Raw genomic sequence first — 22,094 nt, 5'->3', positions numbered from 1 at the left:
CCTAGCCCCGGAACCTGAGTACGGTCGTGAACCCCTGCGCGCCCTCGGCGAAACCGGTGCCGACCAGCGTGGTGCTGGGTTCTTTGCGGCCGAAGCCCGCGGAGTACCAGCCCAGCGGCGGGTCGCTCTCGCCGCGGTGCGCCCGCCAGGACAGCTGTCCTGGCAGGTCGAGCGCGGCGGAACGGTCCTCGCCGTCCCGGGCCCAGGTGAGCACCGCCCGGTTCCCCGTCAGGTCCGCGGCGATCGCCGGGCCTAGGTGGAACGCCAGGCGCACGGCCCGGCGCGGGCCGCGCACCTCGTCGATCACCCTCAACTCCTGGCTCGCCTCGGTCAGTTCCACCCGGCGGCGGTGCACGGAGGGCCGGTAGCCGTCGTGCTCGGCGCACCAGCGGGCCACCCCCTGGCCGGACGTGTCCGCGACCAGGATGCGGGTGCGGGCATGCCGGGTCCACAGGAACGGCCCGCCGGAGACCGACTGGTCACCGCCGTCCAGTTGCAGGGTGTTGTGGCCGAGGGTCGAGCGGAAGTACCGCCGCCACTCGGGCTGCCCGTGATAGCAGAACGTCCCCGGGTCGGCGAGCACGTCGACCCCGTCGTGCCGCACCTCCACGGACAGCGCGTCCGCGTGCGCGTGCGCGGCGATGGACAGGAAACCGTGCGGACCACCGTCGCAGCGGCACCAGATCCCCGCCGGACCCCGCAGGATGGTCATGCCCGCGTCGGCGAAACGGGCCGGTCGGCTCGCCGGCCGGGACACGGCCGGGGCGGTGCCCTTTTTCGGGTACGGCCGGATGAGCGCGGCCAGCAGCGGGGTGCGCGCATCGGTGCCGGTCACCGCCGGCCACCAGGGCAGAGACCCGAACACGGCGTCCCCGGTGGCCAGCAGCGAGGCCCAGCGGTCGGTTCCCTCGCCGTCCACGACCAGACCGTGCCCGTCGTCCGCGTCCCCCTGGCGCGGCGGCCGCAGCCTGTCGTCCACGACGGCCGCGAGTGCGTCGGTCATCCGCAGCAGTACCAGCCGGATCGTCGCGGGGACCGGCACACCGGCGGCGTCCGCCTCGGCCACCGCGGCCAGGCCCAGCTCCAGCACCAGGCCGTGGTACTCGGTGGCCAGCTCGCGGTTGAGGCCGGAACCGAAGGTGTTGCTGCGCAGGTGTCGCTCCAGCGACCGCAGCGCGTCGGCTCGCCAGCGCGCCGAGGAGGGGAACCAGCCGAACGCGCAGGCCGCGGCGAACTGCCCGGCGGCCTCGGCGATGACGTGGTTGTTCGCCGAAGAGCCCCGGCTGGGGAAGGCGGCCAGCCAGCGCTGGTGGTGCCAGATCTGCCGCAGCGCCACCGGGTTGCCCTCGAACAGGGCGGCCGCGCCCGGCCAGCCGTCGAGCAGCCGGCGGATCCACACCCACGACAGCAGCCGGATGCCCAGTTCGATGCCGCTGGTCCAGTGCACCCCGCGCAGCGGTGCGTTGGCCGTCCACCACGACCGCAGGTGCTCGGCCACCCGCTCGGCGTACCGCTCGTTCCCGGTGAGCGCGTAGGCGGCGGCGAGCACGGTGAGGTACTGGTGCCGGGACAGCTCCCAGATCTGCTTGACGTCCCCGACCGCGTCCTCGTCGCGGTACGGCACGTCGAAGGCGTAGCCCCACGGGGCCCGGCGCCCGGTCTTCGGGTCGTAGCACCAGTCCGGATCGGCCAGGTCGTCGCGTTCCACCCCGAAGAACCCGGCGTGCCCGGCCATCAGCCGGTCCGCCTCGGCGACGAGCCGTTTCGCGGCGTCCGGCGGCACCGCGGCGATCGCCCCCGCCGGCAGCGCCGCGGTGAACCGGGCGCCGGCCACGTCCGGGCAGCCGGGCCGCACCGTCCGCCAGCGCCGCCTGCGTACCGCGTCGCCCACCCGGCCGCCGACCTCCCGCGGCCCCATCCGGGACAGCCGCCGCAGGTACCAGCCCGCGCTCATGGTCATCGAGCCCCCGCCAACGTCACCGGCGCGCCGCCGGCCAGGCTGGCCTGCACGGCGAGGGTGGCCGCCGTGGTGGCGACCAGAGACTCCAGCGGCACCGGCATCGGCCCGCCGCCGCGCACGGCCCTGACGAACGCGGCCAGCTCGGCGTGCTGGCCCTTGTCCCGCGCCTTGGGCAGCCGGGAACTGACCCACCGCTCAGGGCCGTGGACCGAGGCACGGACGAAGTCGTCGAGCCGCAGCGCGCGGCCGTCCGCGACCAGGTCCAGCGTCTCCTTGGGGAAACCGGCCGGGCCGGTGGTGACGTAGCTGAGGGTGGCCGTGGACCCGCCCGGGTAACCCAGTACTACCTGAAGGTCCTCGTTGCCGGGCGTGGTGAGCGCGTAGACCGACACCGGGTCGGCGCCCAGCAGCCAGCTCGCCGTGTCGATGAAGTGACCGCCCTCGCCGGCGAACCGCGAACCCTCGGTGCCCTGCTGGAGGTACCAGCTGCCGTGGTCGAGGCGGCCCGCGTTGACCAGGTAGCGCAGGCTCGCCGGCCCGGTCCGGGTGCCGAACCGCTTCCTGGCCTCCCGCAGCAGCGGCGCGAAGCGGCGGTTGAAGCCCACCTGCAGCCGGTCGTTGCCGGACTCCTCCACCGCGGCGAGCACGCCGGCCAGCTCGTCCCCGGTCAGCGCCAACGGCTTCTCCACGAACACCGCCTTGCCGGCCAGCAGTGCCCTGCGGGTCAGGTCGGCGTGCGAGCTGTGCCGGGTGACCACGAACACCGCGTCGATGGACGGGTCGCCGAGCACGGCGTCGAGATCGGTGGTCGCCTGCGCGAAGCCGAACTTCCGCTGCGCGTTGGCCGCGGACAACGCCGTCGTGGTGACGACCGTGGACAGCTCGACGCCGTCGCGCCGGGTCAGGTGCGGCAGCAGCATCGACGTCGCGTAGTTCCCCGCGCCGACGAACGCCAGCCGCACCGCCCCCCTGGGCGAGCGGGCCGGGGCGGACACCGTGCCACCGCGGCGCACCGCGGGCACGGCGACCACTGCCGGAGCCTCGGCCTCCCCGGCTTCCGCGGCGGGTTCCGGGTACCGGAACAGCACGGCCACGGCCTTCAGGTCGCCGTCCTTCAGGCGTCGGTAGGTCTCGACGGCGTCGTCGAACTCGGCGACGTGGGAGATCAAGGGCTCCACGTCGACGCGACCGCGGGCGAGGAGATCGAGGAAGCAGGCCAGGTTGCGGCGCTCGGTCCAGCGCACGTGGCCGATCGGGTAGTCCCGTCCCTCCAGCTCGTACTCCGGGTCGTAGCGCCCGGGGCCGTAGGAGCGCGAGAACCGGACGTCCAGCTCCTTCTCGTAGTACGCGTTCCACGGCAGGTCCAGGCGGCACTTGCCGATGTCGACGACCCGGCCGCGGTCCCGGCTGAGCCGGGCCGCCAGCTCGACGGGCTGGTTGCTGCCGCCGCCGGCGGCCAGGTACACCTGGTCCACTCCGTGCCCGCCGGTGAGTTCGGCGACCGCGCTCTCCACGGCCGCGGAGCCGGGGTCGCCGCACGCCGCCGCGCCCAGGCGCTCGGCCAGCTCGCAGCGCGCCGGGTCGGGGTCGGCCCCGATGACGCGTACTCCCGAGGCGGTCAGCAACTGCGCCACCAGCTGTCCGATCAGGCCGAGGCCGATGACCAGGGCCACTTCGCCGAGGCGTGACTCGCCCTGGCGGACGCCCTGCAGCGCGATCGACCCGACGGTGCCGAAGGCCGCGTACCGCGGCGCGAGGCCGTCGGGCACCGGGGTGCAGAGGTTCTTCGGGACCCAGTTCAGCTCGGCGTGCAGCGCGTGCTCGTTGCCCGCGCAGGCCACGAGGTCGCCGGCCTTCACGTCGTCGATCCCGGCGCCGACCTGCTCGACCACCCCGCACAGCGAATAGCCGAGCGGCGTGTAGGAGTCGAGCTTGCCCATCACCTTGCGGTAGGTGGCGGGCACCCCGTTGGTGGCCACGCTCTGTACGACCTTGGCCACCTGGTCCGGCCGGGAACGGGCCTTGCCCAGCATCGACATGCCGGCCTCGGACACCTTCATCAGCTCGGTGCCGGTGGATATCAGCGAACAGACGCTGCGCACCAGCACTCCGCCCGGCTTGCACCCGGGCACCGGCACGTCGAGCAGTGCCAGCTCGCCGCTCTTGTAGTTCTGAACAACCTGTTTCACCCGAAGTCCTCTTGTCCCTACGCCGTCAACGAAGAGTTCTGGCCGGCCCCGGAGGTCGCGCCGCGGTACCAGTACTCGAGGGTCAGCACATGCCACAGATGCTTGGAGAAGTCCCGTTGCCCGGCGGCGTCCTCGGCGACCATCCGCGCCAGCGCCTCCCGGCGCAGGAACCCGGAACGGACCAGCACACCGTCGTGCACCACCTCGCGCACCAGCGGCGCCAGATCGCGGCTCATCCAGGCGCGCAGCGGGGCACTGAACAGGCCCTTGGGCCGGTACACGATCTCCCGGGGCAGGACCGAGACGGCCGCCTCCTTCAGGACCGCCTTGCCCTGCCGTCCGGCGATCTTGCGATCACCGGGCACGGCGAACGCCGCCTTGACCACCTCGACGTCCACGTACGGCACCCGCACCTCGGTCGACGCGGCCATGCTCGACCGGTCCGTGTAGGCGAGGTTCAGGCCCGGCAGGAACATCCGGGCGTCGCCCAGGCACATGCGGTTCACGAAGTCGTCCAGGTCGTTGTCCTGGTAGACGTCCGCGTGCTCGGTCAGCACGTCCTCGACCGTCCCCGCCAGGTCCGGGTCGATCAGGGCGAGCAGTTCGTCCTGGTCGTACAGGGTGTAGCTGCGCCGGAAGGCGGTCTCCTCCGGCAGGTCGGCGAAGGACAGGAACCGCTTCGCGAAGCGCACCGACCGGTAGCCCCGGCGGGCCGAGGCGACGGGCAGCCGGTCCACGGCCGCGGACAGACCGCGCCGCAGGGGCCGCGGGACGCGCTGGTAGCGCAGTGCGATCAGGTTGGCCAGGTGCTTGCGGTAACCGGCGAACAGCTCGTCGGCGCCCATCCCCGAGAGCATCACCTTGACCCCGGCCTCCCGGGCGGCCGAGCAGATCAGGAACGTGTTGATCGCGGCGGGATCGCCGATCGGCTCGTCCAGGTGGTACGTCATCCGCGGCAGCAGGTCGAGCACGTCCGGAGCGATCTCGATCTCGTGCAGGTCGACACCGAACCGCTCGGCCACCCGCCGGGCGTGGCGCAGGTCGTCGGGCATCGCCTCGAACCTGGCGTCCTCGGCGCGGAACCCGATCGTGTACGCGGAGATCCCGGGCTGCTCGCGGGCCGCCAGCGCGGTCAGGTAACTGGAGTCGAGCCCGCCGGAGAGGAAGGCCGCCACGGGTACGTCGGAGAGCAGGTGGCGCCGGGTCGACTCCTCGACGACGGCGGCGACATCCGGTACGTCACCGCCCAGGGCCCGCTCCCGGGCCTCGGCGGCGACGTCCCGCAGCTGCCAGAACCGGCCGCGCTCCACCCGGCCGTCGGAACGGCACCGCAGCCAGCTGCCCGGCGGCAGCTTCTCCGCCTCGCGGAACGCGCACCGCGAGTCCGGCACCCAGTAGTACAGCAGCGAGGCCACAAGGGCCGCGTGGTCCACCTGGAGCGACGCGCCGGTCACGGCGGCGAGCGCCTTCAGCTCGGAGGCGAACACCAGGCCCTCGCCGCGCCGGAGCAGGAACAGGGGTTTGACGCCGAGCTGGTCGCGGGCGAGCACCAGGTCACCGGTCCGCTCGTCGAAGACCGCGAACGCGAACATGCCGCGCAGCCGGGGCAGGCAGTCCGTGCCCCAGCGCCGCCAGGCCTCCAGCAGCACCTCGGTGTCGGAGGTCCCGCGAAAGCGCACCCCGGCCGCTGCCAGCTCGCCGCGCAGCTCGGGCGCGTTGTACAGCTCGCCGTTGTACGTCAGGGCCAGGCCGCCCGAGACCATCGGCTGGGCGCCGGTCCCGGACAGGTCGATGATGGCCAGCCGGCGGTGCCCGAGGTGCACTTCGCCGTCACCGGCCCGGTGGCTGTAGCGGCCCGCCCCGTCCGGACCGCGGTGGGCGAGGGTGTCGGTGAGCCGGTCGGTCACGGCCTTCCCGTCCGGCCACCGGTAAGTACCTGCGATGCCACACATGTCCTACCGTGCCTCCTGGTTGCTGTCCGGGACCCGTGCCGCCCCCAGCGGCAGCCGCTCCGCCCGCCGTCGGCCCTCTCCCACTGCCTGGACGGCGTGGGAGGTACCCCCACCGTTTCGCCGGGCCAGGCGCTCGTCGTGGGCGCGCAGCGCCGTGTGCAGCCCGTCCCACAGCGTGCCGTCGGTCCGGTCCCGCGGGTCGGGGCCGATCAGCACCAGGCCGATCACCGCGATCCGCTGGTCCGCGAGCTGCCGTGCCACGGTGTGCAGCCATGCGGCGCTGCCGTGCCCGGCACGCACGACGAGCACGGTCTGCGTCCCGAGGTACTGCAGGTCGGTCCACGCCGCGCCGGGCGCCACGGAGCCGACGCCGAGCCGGCGCTCCTGATGCGAAACGGCCGCGGCACGCTCGCCACTGACCACGGCCGGGTCCCCCGGCTCGGGGCGGCGGCCGGCGAGGTGCGGGCCGGGCAGACCGTCGATGACGACCACCGGCTCCTCGGCCGCCAGTGCCCGGGCGACGTCCAGGGCGAGCACGCTCGTGGCGCGCGCACAGCCCAGTTCCAGCAGCGACACCGGTTCGGCGGCGCCGCGCACGGTGCGGGCCAGGGACGTGACGAGCCGTTCGCGTGCCCTGCGCACCCGCCGGCGCCGCCATGGGCCGAAGGAGCGGCGGGGCAGCTCCGCGGTGACCGAGGCGCCGAGGTTCGCCGCGATCTCCCGGCGCAGCACGGGACGGTCCGCCACCACTGTGCCGACCGCGGCCACCGCGAGTCCGAGGACGAGTCCGAGGACGAGCCCGATCGCGGCGTCGGTGGCGGCGGTCTTGGGCAGGGAGTGCCGCACCACACGGGGGGCGTCCACGATCTGTGTGCCGGCGACGAGTTGGGGCGTGCCGACCCGCGCGTCCGCGGCGCGCTGGCTGAAATCGGTGATCCGCGAGGTGAGTTCGGCCCGGCGGGCGAAGAGCGACTCCATGTCCGCCGACGCCTTCGGCCCGCTCTGCGCCGATCCGTCCCCGATCGCCTTGTTGACCTGGGCGAGTTCGCCCCGCATGCGGTCACGCTGGTCGAGCAGGGCCTTGGCCTCGGCGTTCGCGGCGTCCCGGATCCGCCTCACGTGGTCCGCGACGAACGCGTCGGCCAGCGCCCTGGCACGGGCCAGGGCTTCCGCTTCGCTGCCGCCCGTCACCGTGATCTGCAGCATGTTGTTGGTCAGGCCGGCACCCTCGTAGTCCGGCAGGAAGTCCTCCGGCTTCTGGGAGGACCTGAGCGACCGCAGGGCGTCACCGGCGATCCGTGTGGTGTGCAGCACCGCGACGTCGGTACGGATCAGTGTCCCGGGATCGTTCGGCTGGTCCTCCTGGTGCGCGACCAGCACCTCGGTCACCGCGGTCGGGGGCGGCGGCAGCAGGACGGCCACCGCCACGCCGACGAGCAGGCCCAGCAGCGCCATGGAGCACCACAGACGGCGCCGCCTGCGCACCGCCACCACCAGAGCGTGCAGGTCCAGCAGGGGCGCGGCGGCCGGCGGCTCCGCAGTCGTACTCGTCGTCACCGTGAACCTCCCGTCGCGTACTCGCCGACCGTGAGCGCCGGCGTCGCGGCGTCGCGAGGACGGCCGGCCGAGCGCGTCGGACGCCGGACCGGGCCGGCGAGGACGATCCCGACGACCTCGTGCCCGGCGTCCGCACAGGCCTCGGCGATGCCGGCGAGTTCCCCCGCGGTCCAGCTGCCCGCGCTGAGCACGACCACGACACCGGACTCGTCACCGCTGTCCGGCACCAGCGGCCGGGACACCGGGACCCCCACCACCCGCAGCGTGGGACATCTCCTGCCCGACGGGCTCGCGGAAGGAGCGCTCCCGGCCTCGGCGACGAGCTGCTCGGCGGCCCGGCGGGCGATCGCGTCGCCGTCCGGTACGACGACCAGCAGCCGTCGGGGAGAGGGCAGCCGGTCGCGGAGGCGGGCGCACACCCGCCGGTAGCGGACCTGCCGGCCCGCCTCGTCGCCGGATGTCCGGGGGGTCGGTACGTCCCACCGCACGTCGATGCCCAGCAGCCGGCGGAGCCCGGCCCGCGTGCTGCGGCCCTCCGGCCGGTGCGCACGCCGTTCACCGGGCACGTCGACACTGCCCAGCAGCACCGAGCCCAGCGCAGCGGCGATCTCCGGTTCGGTGCGCAGCCGACGGCTCATCCGTGCGGCGGTCAGATGGCCGACGACCGCCAACAGGAAGAACAGCAGCGCCCCCGCGGCGACGAGTTGCGTCCTCGTCGGCGGCGCCTCGCCGGTCGGCCGGGCCGCCGGGCCCATGACGACCATGTTGGCCCTGCCGGCAGCGGGGTCTGCCTGCTTCAGCTTGGTGATGGCCTCCTGCAGCATGGTGCGCAGCTTCGCCAGCTCGGTGCGCGTCTGCACGCTCTCCACGCTCTGCCCCCGGCCGGCCGCGTCGGCCAGCTCGGTGATGCGGCGGCTGGTCTGTGCCACCGTCTGCTGCAACGTCTCGGTCTCCGCCGCCGCGTCGGGGTCGGCGGTGTCGCCCGCGATCCGCCCGGCGAAGGCGACGAACTGCTGGGCCACCTGGTCGGCGAGTCGCTGCGCGCGCTGCGGGGTCTCGGCCGTGCCCGAGATCTTGATGATGTTCCCGTCGGCGGCCGTGGCGCTCACCCGGCCCCGCAGCTCGCTGCCACTGACCCCGGACCAGCCGAGCGTGGCGGCCGCGCGGTCGACCACCACCGAACTGGTCGCGATCTCCGACTGGGTCAGCAGCTCGCGCTCCTCCCACGCCCCCGGCAGCAGCACCGATGCCGACGTGGTGTAGCGCGGCGGGAACAACACCGAGGCGCCGTAGCCGAGGAGCGCGCCCACCAGGGCGAGGATGATGAGAAACCGCCGCCGGCGGCGGATGATCCGTCCGATCGTGGCCAGGCGTATCGTGTCATCGCTCAACGGCGGGGCCTCCTTGCCGCCCGGCCCCGGTCTCCCGCAGCCGTCCGAGGGCGGTCACGGCAGGCGGCGGCGTAGGCGGCGAGCAGCGACGCCTGCGAGTTCCGCCAGGACAGCGGCCCGCTGATCCGCTCCTGGCCGATCTTGCCCATCCGGGCCCGCTGCTCCGGATCGTCCAGCAGCAGTGCGACGAGCCGGGCGAACTCGGCCTCGTCGTCGGCGGGGGCGTAGACGGCGCAGTCGCCGGCGGAGACGCGCGCCTCCCGGAGGTCGAACGAGACGATCGGCCGGCCCATCACCATGTACTCCAGGACCTTGTTCATGGTCGACACGTCGTTGAGCGGATTGCGCGGGTCGGGGGAGAGGCACACGTCCGCGGTGGACAGGTAGCGCACCAGGTCGTCGTCAGGGATGCGCCCGGTGAACTCCACCTGTTCCGAGAGCCCGAGCCGCCGCGACAGCGCCACCATCTCGTCGTAGGTGTCGCCGGCGCCGACGAACACCGCGTGCCAGTCGGTCCGCCCGAGCCGGTCGCGCAGCTGCGCAAGGGCCCGCAAGGCGTAGTCGACGCCGTCCTGCGGGCCCATGACGCCGAGATAGCACAGCAGATGAGGCTTGCCGCGCTTCAACTCAGGCTCGGGCGGGACGGGACGGAAACGGTCGGTGTCGGGCGCGCTGCGCACCACGAAGACGTCCGCCGGCCGCCGGCCGCCACGGCGCACCGCGACGTCCCGGTAGCTCTCGTTCGTGGCGAGCACGACGTCCGCGGCCCGGTAGGTCAGCCGTTCCAGCGCGCACACCCCGCGGTAGAGCAGGTCCTCGCCGCGGCCGAACCGGGAGAGGTACAGCTCGGGCACCAGGTCGTGCTGGTCGAAGACGAACCGCGCTCCGCGCCGCTTCAGCCACAGCGCCGGCAGGAACAACAGGTCGGGCGGGTTGCAGGCGTGGACCACGTCGACCGGGCCGACCTTCCGGGCCAGCCGGAGCGTGTGCCACAACGCCGATCCGTACTCCCGCAGGTAGCCGGCCGGCCCTCCGGTGGCCGCGCGCAACGGGTAGCGGTGGATCCGCACCCCGTCGATCAACGCCTCCGGCTCCGTGTCCCGCTTGCTGCCTCGGGGACAGATGACGTGCACCGTCCAGCCCGCGTCGCGCAGGGTCGTGCACTCCTGCCACACCCGCCGGTCGAACGGCACGGACAGGTTCTCCACCAGGATCAGCGCGCGCCGGCCGTGCCGGTCGCCCCCGGTCGCGTCACCAGGCAAGGCCCACGTACCCCGGTTCGGCCCGGCGCGTCTCGGCGTCGGGGAGGCGGACGAGGTCGACGATCACGGGCCCTTCGCCATGGGGAAGCGCCGACAGCACGGCCGGGTCCTTGGTCCCGACCAGGCACACCTCGGCGTGGTCGAGCACCCCCTCGACGGAGTCCGCGAGCAGGTGCGCGAGGTGCGGCAGCCGCGTCTCGATGTACTCGCGGTTCGCGCCGAGCAGCCGGGACAGGCTCACGTTGGCGTCGTAGATCCGCAGGTCGTACCCCTTGCCGAAGAGCCTCTCCGCCAGCTCGACGAGCGGGCTCTCACGGAGGTCGTCGGTGCCGGGCTTGAAGGACAGCCCGAACAGGCCCACCCGGCGCTTGCCGGTGCGCTCCACCAGCTCCACCGCGCGCTGCAGGTGGTCGGAGTTGGAGGGCAGCACGTGGGCGAGGATGGGCACCGAGACGTCGGCCCGCTGCGCCGCGTGGACCAGACTGCGCAGGTCCTTCGGCAGGCAGGAGCCACCGAAGGCGAAGCCGGGCCGCAGGTAGGCCGGGCTGATGTTCAGCTTGCGGTCGGCCAGGAACACGTCCATCACCTGGTGCGAGTCCACCCCGAGCGCCTGGCACACCGCGCCCAGCTCGTTCGCGAAGCCGATCTTGAGTCCGTGGAACGCGTTGTCCGCGTACTTGATGGCCTCGGCCGTGGGGACCGGCACCCGGAACACCTCGCCGGGCAGGCCCTCGTAGAGCGCCGTCACCGCGTCGCCGCTCGCCGGGTCGAGCTCGCCGATGACGGTCTTGGGCGGGTCGAAGAAGTCCCGTACGCTCGTGCCCTCGCGCAGGAACTCCGGGTTGACCGCGACCCCGACGTCCACTCCGGCCGTCCCGCCGACGTACTTCTCCAGGATCGGCACCAGCAGGTTCAGGCAGGTGCCCGGGAGCATGGTGCTGCGGAACACGACGGTGTGCCGCCCGCCGCGCCCACGACGGTCCGCCAGCGCGGCGCCGATCTGCTCGGTGACCCGCTCCAAGTACGTCGTGCACAGGCTGCCGTTGGGCGCCGACGGCGTGCCCACGCAGACCAGCGACACCTCGCTGCCCATGATCGCCTCGCGGACGTCACCGGTGGCGCGCAGGGCTCCGCTGCGCACGACCTCGGCCGTCAGCTCGCCGATCCGCTCCTCGACCACCGGGGCCTTGCCGTCGTTGACGAGGTCGACCTTCACGGGGTTCACATCCACCCCGATGACTTCGTGACCCCTGTCGGCCAGGCACGCGGCCGACACGCAGCCCACGTAGCCGAGCCCGAAAACGCTGACTCTCACGACCTGTTCCTCCCCCCAGGCAGGCCCTCCCGGCCTGCGTTTCGCGCGCCGGCCGGACGACCTCCGCGCATCAATAGGCCCCCTGCCCGTAGAGCACCGCACGCAGCGTCTTCCACAAGATCACGGTGTCCAGGGCGAGCGACCAGTCCTCCACGTACCGCAGGTCCAGCCGGACCGCCTCCTCCCACGGCAGGTCGCTGCGTCCGCTGATCTGCCACAGGCCGGTGAGCCCGGGCTTGACCAGCAGCCGGCGCCGGATGTCCGGGCCGTACGCGGCGGACTCCTCCGGCAAGGGAGGCCGCGGACCGACGAGCGACATCGACCCGGTGAGCACGTTGAAGAGCTGCGGGAGCTCGTCGATCGAGTACCGGCGCAGCACCGCTCCCACCCGGGTCACCCGCGGGTCCCGGCGGAGCTTGAACAGCAGCCCGGCGCCCTCGTTGCGGTCGGCCAGCGCGGCACGTGCCCGGTCGGCCCCGGCGACCATGGTGCGGAACTTGAGGATGGTGAACTCGCGGCCGTCCTTGCCGACCCTGCGCTGGCGGTAGAACGCCCCGCCCCGGCTCTCCGCCAGCACGAGCAGCCCGACGCACACCATCAGCGGCGCGAACAGCATCAGCAGGAGCGCCGCGCCCAGCCGGTCCACGGCCTCCTTGACCGCCCGGCGCCCCCCGGTGAAGGTCGGCATGCTGACCCGCAGCAGCGGGATCCCGAGCACCGCGTCCACGTGCAGTCGCGGGCCGGCCACCTCCATCAGTACGGGGGCCACGACCATCTCCGCGTCGCTGCCTTCGAGGTTCCACGCCAGCCGCTGGAGCCGGTCCGGCGACCAGTGCGGGTCCGGGGTGACCGCGACGACACGGTAGCCGTCGCGCCGGATGTGGCTGGCGACGTCCGCCAGCGGGCCTACGACCGGTACTCCGTCCAGTTGGTCTGCGCCGAGCCCGAAGCCGTCCGTCGTGCACACCGCGTCCACCCGCCAGCCCAGGTGCGGGAACTTGCGGGTCCGGCTGATCAGGTCCCGCACGGTTGCCGGACTGCCGGCGGCGAGCACCGGTCTCAGACACCTGCCTTCCTTCCGCTGTTTGTGCAGCCAAAGGCGCAGCAGATACCGCGCGGTCATGATGACGAGCGCGATCGCGGGGATCGCGACGAAGATCCAGAGTTTGATGTTGCGTGAGGTGAGCGCTATCCCGCCGAGCGCCAGGACGACGGTCGCCGTGAACAGTGAGCGCCCCAGCCGGCGGAATTCCTCGGCACCCTGACCGAGCACGGCCGGAGCCCACGCCCGGTTCACCGCGAGCGCCCCCAGCACCAACAGCTCGGTGCCGAATGCGAGAATGCCCCATTTCTCGTGCCAGTTGGCCGCGTCCCGCGCCCCGAAGAATTCGCCGATCGCCCCCACCACGACGGCTGTCGCCAGGGTATCGCTGGTGATCACGGTACGGCGGTACCGCTGCTCCCACTCGATCGCGGGCCGGCTGACCGCCCCGTCCGCCAGACGCCCGCGCGCCGACGGAAACGGGCTGACTAATCCCCCTTGCCGCACAGAACCCCCCAGGTCCGCAGTGGTTCGACGTGTTCGCCTAGCACTGTCCCTCGCCCCCCGGGAGGCCCCCGCCCCCCGCACCGTCCTCCCCCGGGAGGCGCCCCTGCCCCCCCGCGTCGCGCTGTTCCTCCCCGCGAGAGGCCCCCGCCTCCCGCGCACGACGTCCCAGCTGTTTCGGAGCTACTCGGACAACCCGCCCTGACGGCAGCTGACCCGCATGCGCTGCCGCCTTCTGCAAGTGCGCGGAACCCGCCGAAACCCCCGGGTGCTCCCCGCACCCGAGGCCCCCCCGCCGGGCCCGATGAATTGATCATTCCCCGGCACACGGCCGGGTAGAAGATGATCAGTGCTGGCTTTCCGTGGCGCTGGACCTAAAGATCATTTTTGGTGATCACTGTTGACGGCCGTCTCGTGTCCGAAGAGCTGAAGCAACGTCAATCTAGACCATCGGGACCGCTATGGAGAGGGGATGTGTGGAATTTGTGCTGAAGCTTTTTGAGACAGGTTCCACCGATCCCTGACCTCCCCGGACGCCTCACCGCCCCTGCCCCTTCCGGCGGCTCACCCGACCCCCGTCCCGCGGGTGCGGCTCCTCCGCAGTGGTGTTCGACTAGGCGCAACGTGCCTGCCAGGAAGCGCAGTTCGGCAACGACGCCTCGCTGCCGGGGGAGCGCAGTGCCGCATTGCTTCCGTTCCGGGTGCGCGCGGCCCGACACGGAGTCAGGAGACTCGGCCGGACGGCAAAAGGTGCGCGGGCCAGGTGCGTCCGGTCGCCGGATCTGGCCGGCATGAGCCCTTCCTGCATGAGCTTCCACGGCAGAAGGTGGCCGAGCGGGAGCCGAACGGGCCGAGCGGAAGGGTCCCCTCCGCCGTGATGACCGGCCCGCGATCACAGGGCCGGCTCCTGCCGCAGCTCGTCGTAGTGCTCCTCGTGGTGGTCGTCGTGGCGCTTCGCCGAGCGCGCGGCCGAGTCCGCTCTCATGGCCGGGGGACCGGCCGCGGCAGGCTTCTCGCGGTGGCCCGGCGAGCAGGCGGACGAAGTGTGCGCCTTGCGGTGACCGGTAATGTGTTTGACGCGACGCGATCCTCGCCGCGGAGAATCGGCTCATGACACTCCTCGTGCACACCTTCGTCTATGACTCCGACGGCGGCCACCATTTCCTGGAAGACCCCGAGCACGGCGACACCCTGGCCGGTTTCGAGAGCACGCGGACCCGGTTGTGGGGATCCGAGGCGTTCCGGGACCTGGGCTCCCGCTTCTTCCCCCAGCTCGACGGCAGTGACCTCTATGTGGAGCGGGAGGAGATCGACGACTTCTTGGCCGAGTGCGAGGCGATCCGTCCGCACCTCGGGCACCTCGCCGGACAGACTGGTTACGACACCGAATATGTCACGAAGCGCTTCGACAACATCGTCGCCGCCGCATTGCGAGCCAAGGCAGAAAGCGGCGGGATCGTCGTCTGGTAGCGCCGCCTTACGGTGCTCTTTTGAATCCGGCTCGGGCCGATCCCGTGAACCGTCGGCGCATGCGTGCCGGCAGAGGACGCCTGAAGATCAGAGAGCGGCCGGCTCCGCGACACCCCTCGGACCGGAGTACCCGCCCCCGGCCGCCGACGTTCGGCTGAGCCGGTCGCACTGAGCCGGTTCCGCGTCGCGAGCAGGTGACGGTGCGGCGCCGTCAGTCCAGGAAGGCCATCACCCTGTCGTTCAGCTGCTTCGGGTCGGTGAGGGGCAGGGAGTGATGGGTGGCTCCGGGGAGCAGCGTCACCTGTGCCCGCGGGAGCGTCCGACGGGCCCGGTCGGCGACCTTGGCGGCGTGGTGGGTGCGGCTGCGCTCCGCGAGCAGCACCAGCACCGGCATGGCGAGGTCGGCGGTCCGGGGGCGGCCGCCGGTGATGAGCTGCCGGCCGGGGACGGTGGTGGCCAGCGCGTAGAGGCGCTGCCACGTCTCGTCCGGGTGGGTGCCTGCCGTCTCCCAGGCCAGGAAGGCGCGGCCGCGGGCCTCGCTCGGGCGGACCAGCATGGGCAGCGCCCGCAGCAGGTAGCCCGGGCGGAACCCGGCGAAGAGCTGGGTGGGGTCGAGGAGGGCGAGGCGGTCGATCCGCTGCGGCGCGTGCAGTGCGTACCTGACGGCCGGCCAGGCGCCGTAGGAGTGAGCGCACACATGTGTGCGGGCGAGGCCCAGTCCGTCCAGGAGCGCGTCCAGCCAGGCCGTCTGATCGGCGGCGCTCTTCCACGGTGCGCCCCGGCGTTCGGTGCGGCCGGCGTCGCCCATCAGATCGACCGCATGCACGCGGTAACGCTCGCCGAAAACAGCTGCGTTGGCGAACCAGACCAGACCGGTGGCGGCACCGCCGGGCAGCAGGAGCAGGGGGCTGCCGTCCTTCGGGCCGTACGTATGGACCCGGGTGCGCCCGTACGGTGTGGCGACGTCGCGCTCCTCGGTGGTCTCGGGCCAGCGGGCGCGAAGCTCGTCATAGACGAGGTCGAAAGCGGAGGGGGGCACCGGCATTCCTCTCGCTGAGCGATAATCTCGGTCAGCGAGATATTATCAACCCTCTGAGGACGTGTGCATGGAAGAGCAGAGTCCGGAGATGCGGCTGGTTCACCTGCTGCGCGCCGTCACCGTGGAACTCGACCTGCTCGGCGCCGAGTTCGCGGCGCGCCACGGGCTGCATCCCACCGATGTACGCGCGCTGATCCACCTGCTGGACGCCGCTCGGGCCGGTACCCGGGCCACCCCCGGATGGCTCGGCGGGCAACTGCGCCTGAACTCCGCCGGGACCACCGCTCTGGTGGACCGGTTGGAACGGCTCGGGCTGCTGCGGCGCGGCCGGGACACGGCCGATCGGCGGCGGGTGCTGCTGGAGGTGGAGGAGAAGGCCACGGAACTGGGGTGGTCCTTCTTCGGGCCGGTGATCGGCGAAGTGGTCGGGGCCGCGGAAGGCTTCGAGGCGGACGAACTGGAGACGGTGCGTCGTTTCCTCACCGCGGTACTGGAGTCCACCGGACGGGCGCGTCCCCGATGACGGGGCTGTGACGCGGCTGCTTCCCGGTCCCGGCGAGGAGGGGCGCGACGGCGATGTCCCGCCGCCCCTCGCCCACGCCGTCCGGCACGTCCGGCTGTCCGGCACCGGCCGTTGTGCCGGTGGCCGCCCCGGCGCAGTTTTGCGGGGCAGGGTGAACCGCGTGACGAGCGTGGCTGTGCAGCCTGTGCACAGCCGCTGTGCTCCCTGCACAGGCACCGGTTAGCCTGCGCGGAAACGAACGGATCACGCGGCAGCGGAGGTGCTGACATGCCGGACGTGGAGGCGCTGTGCCTGGGGGAGACGATGGTGCTCGTGGCGCCCGGGGCCGGGCAGCCCCTTGCCACCGCGCGTGAGGCGGTCCTCTCCGTCGCCGGCGCCGAGTCCACCGTCGCCCGGTACCTGGCGGACCTGGGACACCGGGTCGCCTGGGCGGGCCGGGTCGGCCTCGACCCGCACGGCGAACGGATCCTGTCGGCCGTGGGCGGCGGCGGAGTCGACGTACGGCTGGTGGAGCGGGACCCGACCGCGCCGACCGGCGTGTTCTTCAAGGACCCGGCCGCCGACGGAACGCGGGTGCACTACTACCGGGCGGGCTCCGCTGCCTCGCGCATGACCCCCGCCTACCTGGACCGGCTGCCGGTCTCCTCGGCACGGGTGGTGCACCAGTCGGGCGTCACACCGGCGCTCTCCCCCCAGTGCGCGGAGACCGCCACGGCCCTGTTCACCCGGGCGCGGGAGGCCGGCGTACTCTGCTCCTTCGACGTCAACCACCGGCCCGGGCTGTGGGACGCCCGCCGGGCCGCCGGACCGCTGCTGTCCCTCGCGCGCCAGGCGGACCTCGTCTTCGTCGGCCTCGACGAGGCCGAACGGGTCTGGAGGACCGCTGCACCCGAAGAGGTCCGTGACCTCATCGGGCCCGGCGTGAGCGTCGTCGTCAAGGACGGGGCCGTCGGCGCCACGCTGTTCGCCCCGCACGCCGCCCCCGTGTTCGTGCCGGCCCGGCCGGTCGACGTGGTGGAGCCCGTCGGCGCGGGCGACGCCTTCGCCGCGGGCTACCTCTCGGCGTGGCTGCACGACGCCGACCCCGCCGCGCGGCTCGCCCTCGGCCACCGCACCGCGGCGCTCGCCCTCGGCTCGGTGGAGGACCACGCCGACGCCCGCGCCCTGCGGCCCGCGCCGGAGTCGGTGCGATGAGCCAGGCCGTGGAACGAGCGGTACGGCTGCTGGAGATGCTCAGCGAAGGACCACAGCACCCCGCGGCCGTGGCCGAGCGGTTCGGCGTCCACCGCACCACCGCGCTGCGCCTGCTGCGCGACCTGTGCGAGGGCGGTCTCGCACGGCGCCGGCCGGACGGCACGTACGCCGTCGGCTACCGTCTGGCCGGCCTGGCACAGGCGGCCGTCGAGCAGTTCGACCTGCGTTCTGTGGCGCACCCCTTCCTCCTCGAACTGTGCCGCAGGGTCCGGCTCACCGTGCACCTCGCCGCGCTCGACGACGGCCGGGTGATCTACGCCGACAAGGTCGAGCCGCCCGGCACCGTACGCCTGTACGCGCAGATCGGCAGACCGGTCGTGCTGCGCACATCCGGCGTCGGCAAGGCGATCCTCGCCTTCCTGCCGGACCCGGAACGCGCCTCGATGCTGGAGGGACACACCTTCGAGAGGTTCACCGACACCACGATCACCGACGCCGAGACCCTCGCCGCGCGCCTCGACACCATCAGATCCGCCGGCTGGGCGGAGGACGACGGCGAGTACGAGCCGTTCGTCAACTGCGTGGCCGTACCCGTACGGGACGGCACCGGCGCCGTACGCGCCGCCGTGTCCCTCGCCGCGCTGCGCGCCCAGATGGATCTGCCCGCCCTGCGCGCCCACCTGCCTGCCCTGCGACAGGCCGCGCGCGGTGTCTCACGAGAACTGGGATGGACCCGATGACCCCGCAGAACCCGCCTTCTTCGACGACGACCGCGCCCGGCCGGCTCTTCGAGCAGGCGTTCACGGCTCTCCCGCTCATGGTCATCCTGCGCGGCCTCGACACCGAAGCCACGGTGGCGATGAGCCGTCGCGCCTGGGACCACGGCATCCCGCTCGTCGAGGTCCCCGTCCAGGACGAGAGCGCCGTCGCGGCGCTCGCCGCGGCAGCCGCCGCCGGGCGGGAGCGGGGCGCCGTGGTGGGCGCGGGTACGGTGACGTCGACCGAGCGCCTGGCCCGGGCCGTGCGCGCCGGGGCCGCGTTCACCGTCGCGCCGGGCTTCAGCGCGGAGGTCGCCGAGGCCTCGGTCCGAGCGGGGCTGCCGCACCTTCCCGGCGTCTCCACCCCCTCCGAGATCCAGCAGGCGCTGGCCTGTGGCTTCACCTGGCTCAAGGCGTTCCCGGCCGCCGAACTGGGAGCGGGCTGGCTGCGCGCGATGCGCGGTCCGTTCCCCGAGGCCCGACTCGTCGCCACCGGCGGGATGACCGTGGCCAACGCCCAGGAGTTCCTGAGCGCGGGCGCGGACGCGGTGTCGCTGGGTTCCGCACTGTCCGACCCGGCGCAGGTGCGGCGGCTGCCCCGCCTCGTCACGGAGCTGACGGAAGGCGCCGCCCGGTGAGGCCCACGGCGGCGGTCAGTTCCTCACGTGGAACTCGTTGCCGCCCGCGTCGAGGAACTCGCCGCGCTCCCGCTCTCGATGGGTGACTTCCAGCCGCAGCCTGTTCCGCTCCACCTTCGGAGCGGCCGGCGGTCCCATGACCAGTGAGACCGTGCTGGTGGCCTGCCGGCGCAGCCGGACGCCCCCGCCGTGGGTCTCGACCACGTGCCAGTCGGCCTGGGACTGCCAGAAGGTCTCCTGAGCGCGAAGGTCATCCGCGGTGACGTCGAGGCAGAGCGCGACGAGGCCGGAGTCAGCGAGCACTCCGGGGTGTCCGGGACGCAGTACGCAGAACTCGTTGCCCTCCGGGTCGGCCAGCACGTCCCAAGGGACGTCGCCCTGGCCTATGTCGATGCGCGTCGCACCGAGCGAGAGCAGGCGTTCCACTTCGGCCTTCCAGTGCGGACCTGCGGCCAGGTCGAGGTGGAGCCGGTTCTTCGGGGCCGCCTTGGCCTTCGCGGTGGGCTCGAACCGCAACCGCAGGCCACCGGTCAGCCCTCGCGTCGCGTCCAGCCAGAATCGCTCCATGAGGGCGACGTCCCGCGCATCGATCACAATGCCGCTCAGCATCCCGTTTCCTCAACTCGTCCACTGCGTTCGCTTGTTCATTGTCGCTGCCGCCGCCGTGGGTGTCAGTGCCGCGTGAGGCGTCCCCATGGGTGTGGACACACCTGACAATGGATCTTGATGGTCCGAGGAAGAGGTGTCCTGGTGGGACGTAGGTCTCCGTATCCGCTGGAGTTCAGGAACGATGCGGTCGCGCTGTGGCGCGCGGCGGACGGGAAGCGCACGTACGCGTCGGTCGCGGCGGACGTCGGGGCGACCGGCGAGACGCTGCGGTCCTGGCTGCGTCAGGCCGACGAGGCGGCGGGACGGGTGCGCGGCGACGAACAGACGCCCAGTGGGCCGGGATGAGGAACTCGCGGTGCTGCGTGCGGAGAACGCCCGGCTGCGCGAGGCGGAGAAGGAGGGGGAGTTCGAGCGGGAGATCCAGCGAAGGGCGGCCCAGTATTTGGCGAAGGAGATGAGGCATGTCCGGTCGCTGGGACTTCGTCTCCGTCCACCGCGCCGACTTCGGTGTCCAGCGGATATGTCGGGTCCTCGGGGTTTCGCGCGCCGGTTTCTACCGGTGGCTTGCCGGTGCGGCCACCCGTGCCGAACGCCGGGCGGCCGACGACGCCCTGGTCGCGGAGATCCGTGAGATCCACACCGAGCACAAGGGGACGTACGGGGTACGCCGGGTCCACGCCGAACTGCGGGGCTTCGGTCATACCGTCAACCGCAAGCGGGTCGAGCGCCTGATGCGCGTCAACGGCATCGAGTCTTGAAGCCCTGAGCGTCCGGCCCGTCACCCGTTCGGCCGAGTGTCGTTGGTGGTGATGTTGACCATTGTCTGGCGCCTGGGGTGGGTTGTGACCTCGATCGAGCGGACCGCGTATCCGCGATTCAAGCCTTGGGCAGGCACAGACGAGGCTGCGGTCTTCCCGGATAAGGCAGGGCCCAGGCCGGTGCTGCGTCCGGGGCCCTGCCTCAGCCGACCGCTTGGCGGGAGCGGCCGCGATCAGCGCTGTTCGGGCGAGCCGGACGCCGGCATGGATTCGTTGAGCGGTACGACGTTGAAGTATTCCTCGATGCGGTCGATGAGGCCACCGTCGAACCGGAAGTACATCGCCGCGTGTACGTCACTGCGGGACCCGTCGGTCATGGTCAGGTGGAGTACTTGCTGCTGGAGCACTTCGTCGCCGTCCTGGAACTGCCGCACGATGTCGTACCGAAGTGTGTCGACGTCTGCGGCCAGCTTCTTCAGCAGTTCCATGTTCTCGTCGATCGGCTGGTCACCGCTTCCGTCGTTGTGCCACACGGTGGCGGTGTCGGTGCACAGGGATCGCATCGTGGCGTAGTCCCGCACCTCCCACTGCCGGAGGTAGTGCACCGCTGCTGCGCGAAGGTCCTGGTCGGGTGTCATTGTTTCTTCCTTTCGGGGTGTGCCGGTTGCGGCGGGTGTCAGACGGCGGGGCCGGTTGTGGTGCCGGGGGCCGCTTCTTCTTCGAAGACGGGGGCGCGCTCTCCCGCTTCGATGCGTAGAGGGAGGTGGTTCTCCCGGGGCGGCAGGGGGCAGGGGAAGGCCGCCGAGAACACGTGGTGGGGAATCAAGGCCCGGTTGAAGTCGATACGGACCGTATCCGTGGTGTGCCGGGGCCGAGGCAGGATCAGCCACCGGCCCATGCCGGGCGTGTCCGTGCCGCTGGTGTCGTCGGTGAACGTGATCAGCAGGGTGTCGCTGCCCACACCGAACGCCCGGAGCGTGTGCCGCTCGCCTTGCAGATCGAAGACGAAGTCGCCAGGGGCCGGGAGGGTGTCCCGCACGCTCGGGCTGGTCACCCGGGTCGCCTCCAGGAGGCGTCCGGCGTCCGCCGGGCGGTACTCCGCCTCGACGGCCCAGGCGGGGTCCCACGGCCACGCCTCGATTCCGCGCAGGCCGACGAGGGTGGGCGCGGCCGGATCCCACACGGCCAGGGCATGGGCTCCCTGCAGTTCCTCGATGGTGCCGCGCCGCCCGCCGGGGAAGGACAGGCGGCTGGCGCTGGTCAGTTCCACCGTGCCGTCCACGGCGTGGCCATCGACGGATACGTCCTGCGCACGGGCCGCGGTCAGCGTCAGGCTTCCCGAGAAGCCGGTGGACGTCCACCGTCCCGGAACCTCGGGGACTTCCTGCCCCGGTTCCGTGATCGGCCGATGGGCGATCAGGCTCGCTTTCCCTTCCGGGCCCGCAATCTCCTCCCATCGGCTCTGGCGCCACTTGTCGTACTCGGTCAACGCGCCGTCGCTACCGAAGCAATCGCTGGACACTGTGTTCTCCTCTGTAGGCGGCGGTCACCCGCGACCGCCGTCAGGACTTACCGCCGGCCGGGAACCTTGACCGGTTCGACGGCCGGTCGATGGTCTGGATGGTTCGCTCGCCCGGGAACATAAGCAAAGCTGTTTGCTGTTATGGCAAATATGGGAAGGGCGCCGTGCTGGTGATCGTGCTCTGACATCACCCTGGAGAACACGATCTCCGGGGGCCGCGCGATGTGCCGAACTGGCCCGGGAACTCGCGGAGAACGGGGTGCCTCGGCTACCTCGGCCCCATCGAGTTCGAAGAGAAGCACTACGTCAACCAGACAACTGCCGAACCAGTGAGCCTGAAACCACGTGAACCTGTCCTGAACGGCTAGGACTTGTCCGGGCGATCTCTGAGCAACGGCGCCTGACGCCGCG

The 22,094-nt window shown here is 72.2% G+C and carries 19 protein-coding genes; 7 read left to right on the top strand and 12 right to left on the bottom strand.

Going from position 1 to position 22,094, the window contains the following annotated elements; genetic code table 11:
* Window position 1: 1 nt before the first annotated feature.
* The 8 genes from ACFC02_RS09895 to ACFC02_RS09860 all read right to left on the bottom strand — a co-directional run bounded on the left by ACFC02_RS09895 (window position 2) and on the right by ACFC02_RS09860 (window position 13,175).
* Window positions 2-1,960, bottom strand: coding sequence for an alginate lyase family protein (locus tag ACFC02_RS09895; protein ID WP_376354721.1), 1,959 nt, complete (start codon window positions 1,958-1,960; stop codon window positions 2-4).
* Entirely contained in the window at window positions 1,957-4,149 is a 2,193-nt protein-coding gene (locus tag ACFC02_RS09890) for a bi-domain-containing oxidoreductase (protein WP_376354718.1), read from the bottom strand. The genes ACFC02_RS09895 and ACFC02_RS09890 overlap by 4 nt, the downstream gene beginning before the upstream one ends.
* A 17-nt stretch (window positions 4,150-4,166) precedes the next feature.
* Window positions 4,167-6,101, bottom strand: a complete 1,935-nt coding sequence (asnB, locus tag ACFC02_RS09885) for an asparagine synthase (glutamine-hydrolyzing) (protein ID WP_376354716.1) — start codon at window positions 6,099-6,101, stop codon at window positions 4,167-4,169.
* A gap of 3 nt (window positions 6,102-6,104) precedes the next feature.
* Window positions 6,105-7,658: a Wzz/FepE/Etk N-terminal domain-containing protein gene (locus tag ACFC02_RS09880; RefSeq protein ID WP_376354713.1), complete on the bottom strand. Its 1,554-nt coding sequence runs from the start codon at window positions 7,656-7,658 to the stop codon at window positions 6,105-6,107.
* On the bottom strand, window positions 7,655-9,049 hold the full coding sequence (locus ACFC02_RS09875) for a Wzz/FepE/Etk N-terminal domain-containing protein (protein WP_376354710.1): 1,395 nt from the start codon (window positions 9,047-9,049) through the stop codon (window positions 7,655-7,657). Before ACFC02_RS09875 ends, ACFC02_RS09880 begins: the two co-directional genes overlap by 4 nt.
* Window positions 9,046-10,311, bottom strand: a complete 1,266-nt coding sequence (locus ACFC02_RS09870) for a glycosyltransferase family 4 protein (RefSeq protein WP_376354707.1) — start codon at window positions 10,309-10,311, stop codon at window positions 9,046-9,048. The genes ACFC02_RS09875 and ACFC02_RS09870 overlap by 4 nt, the downstream gene beginning before the upstream one ends.
* Window positions 10,301-11,626, bottom strand: coding sequence for a nucleotide sugar dehydrogenase (locus ACFC02_RS09865; RefSeq protein WP_376354704.1), 1,326 nt, complete (start codon window positions 11,624-11,626; stop codon window positions 10,301-10,303). The genes ACFC02_RS09870 and ACFC02_RS09865 overlap by 11 nt, the downstream gene beginning before the upstream one ends.
* Window positions 11,627-11,696: 70 nt before the next feature.
* Window positions 11,697-13,175: a sugar transferase gene (locus tag ACFC02_RS09860; RefSeq protein WP_376354701.1), complete on the bottom strand. Its 1,479-nt coding sequence runs from the start codon at window positions 13,173-13,175 to the stop codon at window positions 11,697-11,699.
* 1,107 nt (window positions 13,176-14,282) lie between these two features.
* Here ACFC02_RS09860 and ACFC02_RS09855 point away from each other — a divergent pair.
* On the top strand, window positions 14,283-14,642 hold the full coding sequence (locus tag ACFC02_RS09855) for a hypothetical protein (RefSeq protein WP_376354699.1): 360 nt from the start codon (window positions 14,283-14,285) through the stop codon (window positions 14,640-14,642).
* A 211-nt stretch (window positions 14,643-14,853) separates the two neighbouring features.
* Here ACFC02_RS09855 and ACFC02_RS09850 read toward each other — a convergent pair whose 3' ends face one another.
* Window positions 14,854-15,687: an alpha/beta fold hydrolase gene (locus ACFC02_RS09850; protein WP_376354697.1), complete on the bottom strand. Its 834-nt coding sequence runs from the start codon at window positions 15,685-15,687 to the stop codon at window positions 14,854-14,856.
* 61 nt (window positions 15,688-15,748) lie between these two features.
* On the opposite strand from ACFC02_RS09850, the gene ACFC02_RS09845 reads away from it, so the two are divergent.
* The 4 genes from ACFC02_RS09845 (at window position 15,749) to ACFC02_RS09830 (ending at window position 18,794) form a co-directional block, all read left to right on the top strand.
* Window positions 15,749-16,204, top strand: a complete 456-nt coding sequence (locus tag ACFC02_RS09845) for a MarR family transcriptional regulator (RefSeq protein WP_376354694.1) — start codon at window positions 15,749-15,751, stop codon at window positions 16,202-16,204.
* A gap of 267 nt (window positions 16,205-16,471) precedes the next feature.
* Window positions 16,472-17,398 carry a sugar kinase gene (locus ACFC02_RS09840; protein WP_376354691.1) on the top strand — a complete coding sequence of 309 codons (927 nt, stop codon included), beginning with the start codon at window positions 16,472-16,474 and terminating at the stop codon, window positions 17,396-17,398.
* A complete protein-coding gene (locus ACFC02_RS09835) occupies window positions 17,395-18,138 on the top strand; it encodes an IclR family transcriptional regulator (RefSeq protein WP_376354689.1) in 744 nt (247 codons plus the stop codon). The genes ACFC02_RS09840 and ACFC02_RS09835 overlap by 4 nt, the downstream gene beginning before the upstream one ends.
* A complete protein-coding gene (locus ACFC02_RS09830) occupies window positions 18,135-18,794 on the top strand; it encodes a bifunctional 4-hydroxy-2-oxoglutarate aldolase/2-dehydro-3-deoxy-phosphogluconate aldolase (RefSeq protein WP_376354686.1) in 660 nt (219 codons plus the stop codon). The genes ACFC02_RS09835 and ACFC02_RS09830 overlap by 4 nt, the downstream gene beginning before the upstream one ends.
* Before the next feature lie 15 nt (window positions 18,795-18,809).
* On the opposite strand, the gene ACFC02_RS09825 is transcribed toward ACFC02_RS09830, so the two are convergent.
* Window positions 18,810-19,403, bottom strand: a complete 594-nt coding sequence (locus ACFC02_RS09825) for a VOC family protein (protein WP_376354683.1) — start codon at window positions 19,401-19,403, stop codon at window positions 18,810-18,812.
* Window positions 19,404-19,544: 141 nt separating this feature from the next.
* Here ACFC02_RS09825 and ACFC02_RS09820 point away from each other — a divergent pair, with 141 nt between their 5' ends.
* Complete coding sequence (locus ACFC02_RS09820; protein ID WP_376354680.1) at window positions 19,545-19,748, top strand: transposase; 204 nt, start codon at window positions 19,545-19,547, stop codon at window positions 19,746-19,748.
* 116 nt (window positions 19,749-19,864) lie between these two features.
* Window positions 19,865-20,161: an IS3 family transposase gene (locus ACFC02_RS09815; RefSeq protein WP_376354677.1), complete on the top strand. Its 297-nt coding sequence runs from the start codon at window positions 19,865-19,867 to the stop codon at window positions 20,159-20,161.
* Window positions 20,162-20,394: 233 nt separating this feature from the next.
* On the opposite strand, the gene ACFC02_RS09810 is transcribed toward ACFC02_RS09815, so the two are convergent.
* Window positions 20,395-20,799 (bottom strand): nuclear transport factor 2 family protein, encoded by a 405-nt coding sequence (locus ACFC02_RS09810; protein ID WP_376354675.1) that lies wholly within the window; start codon window positions 20,797-20,799, stop codon window positions 20,395-20,397.
* A gap of 38 nt (window positions 20,800-20,837) precedes the next feature.
* Window positions 20,838-21,683: a DUF1684 domain-containing protein gene (locus ACFC02_RS09805; RefSeq protein WP_376354672.1), complete on the bottom strand. Its 846-nt coding sequence runs from the start codon at window positions 21,681-21,683 to the stop codon at window positions 20,838-20,840.
* Between the last annotated feature and the right edge of the window lie 411 nt (window positions 21,684-22,094).

It is taken from the genome of Streptomyces sp. NPDC056160, assembly GCF_042268205.1.
GTDB lineage: Bacteria > Actinomycetota > Actinomycetes > Streptomycetales > Streptomycetaceae > Streptomyces.
This window is presented reverse-complemented; position numbering and strand designations above follow the sequence as displayed.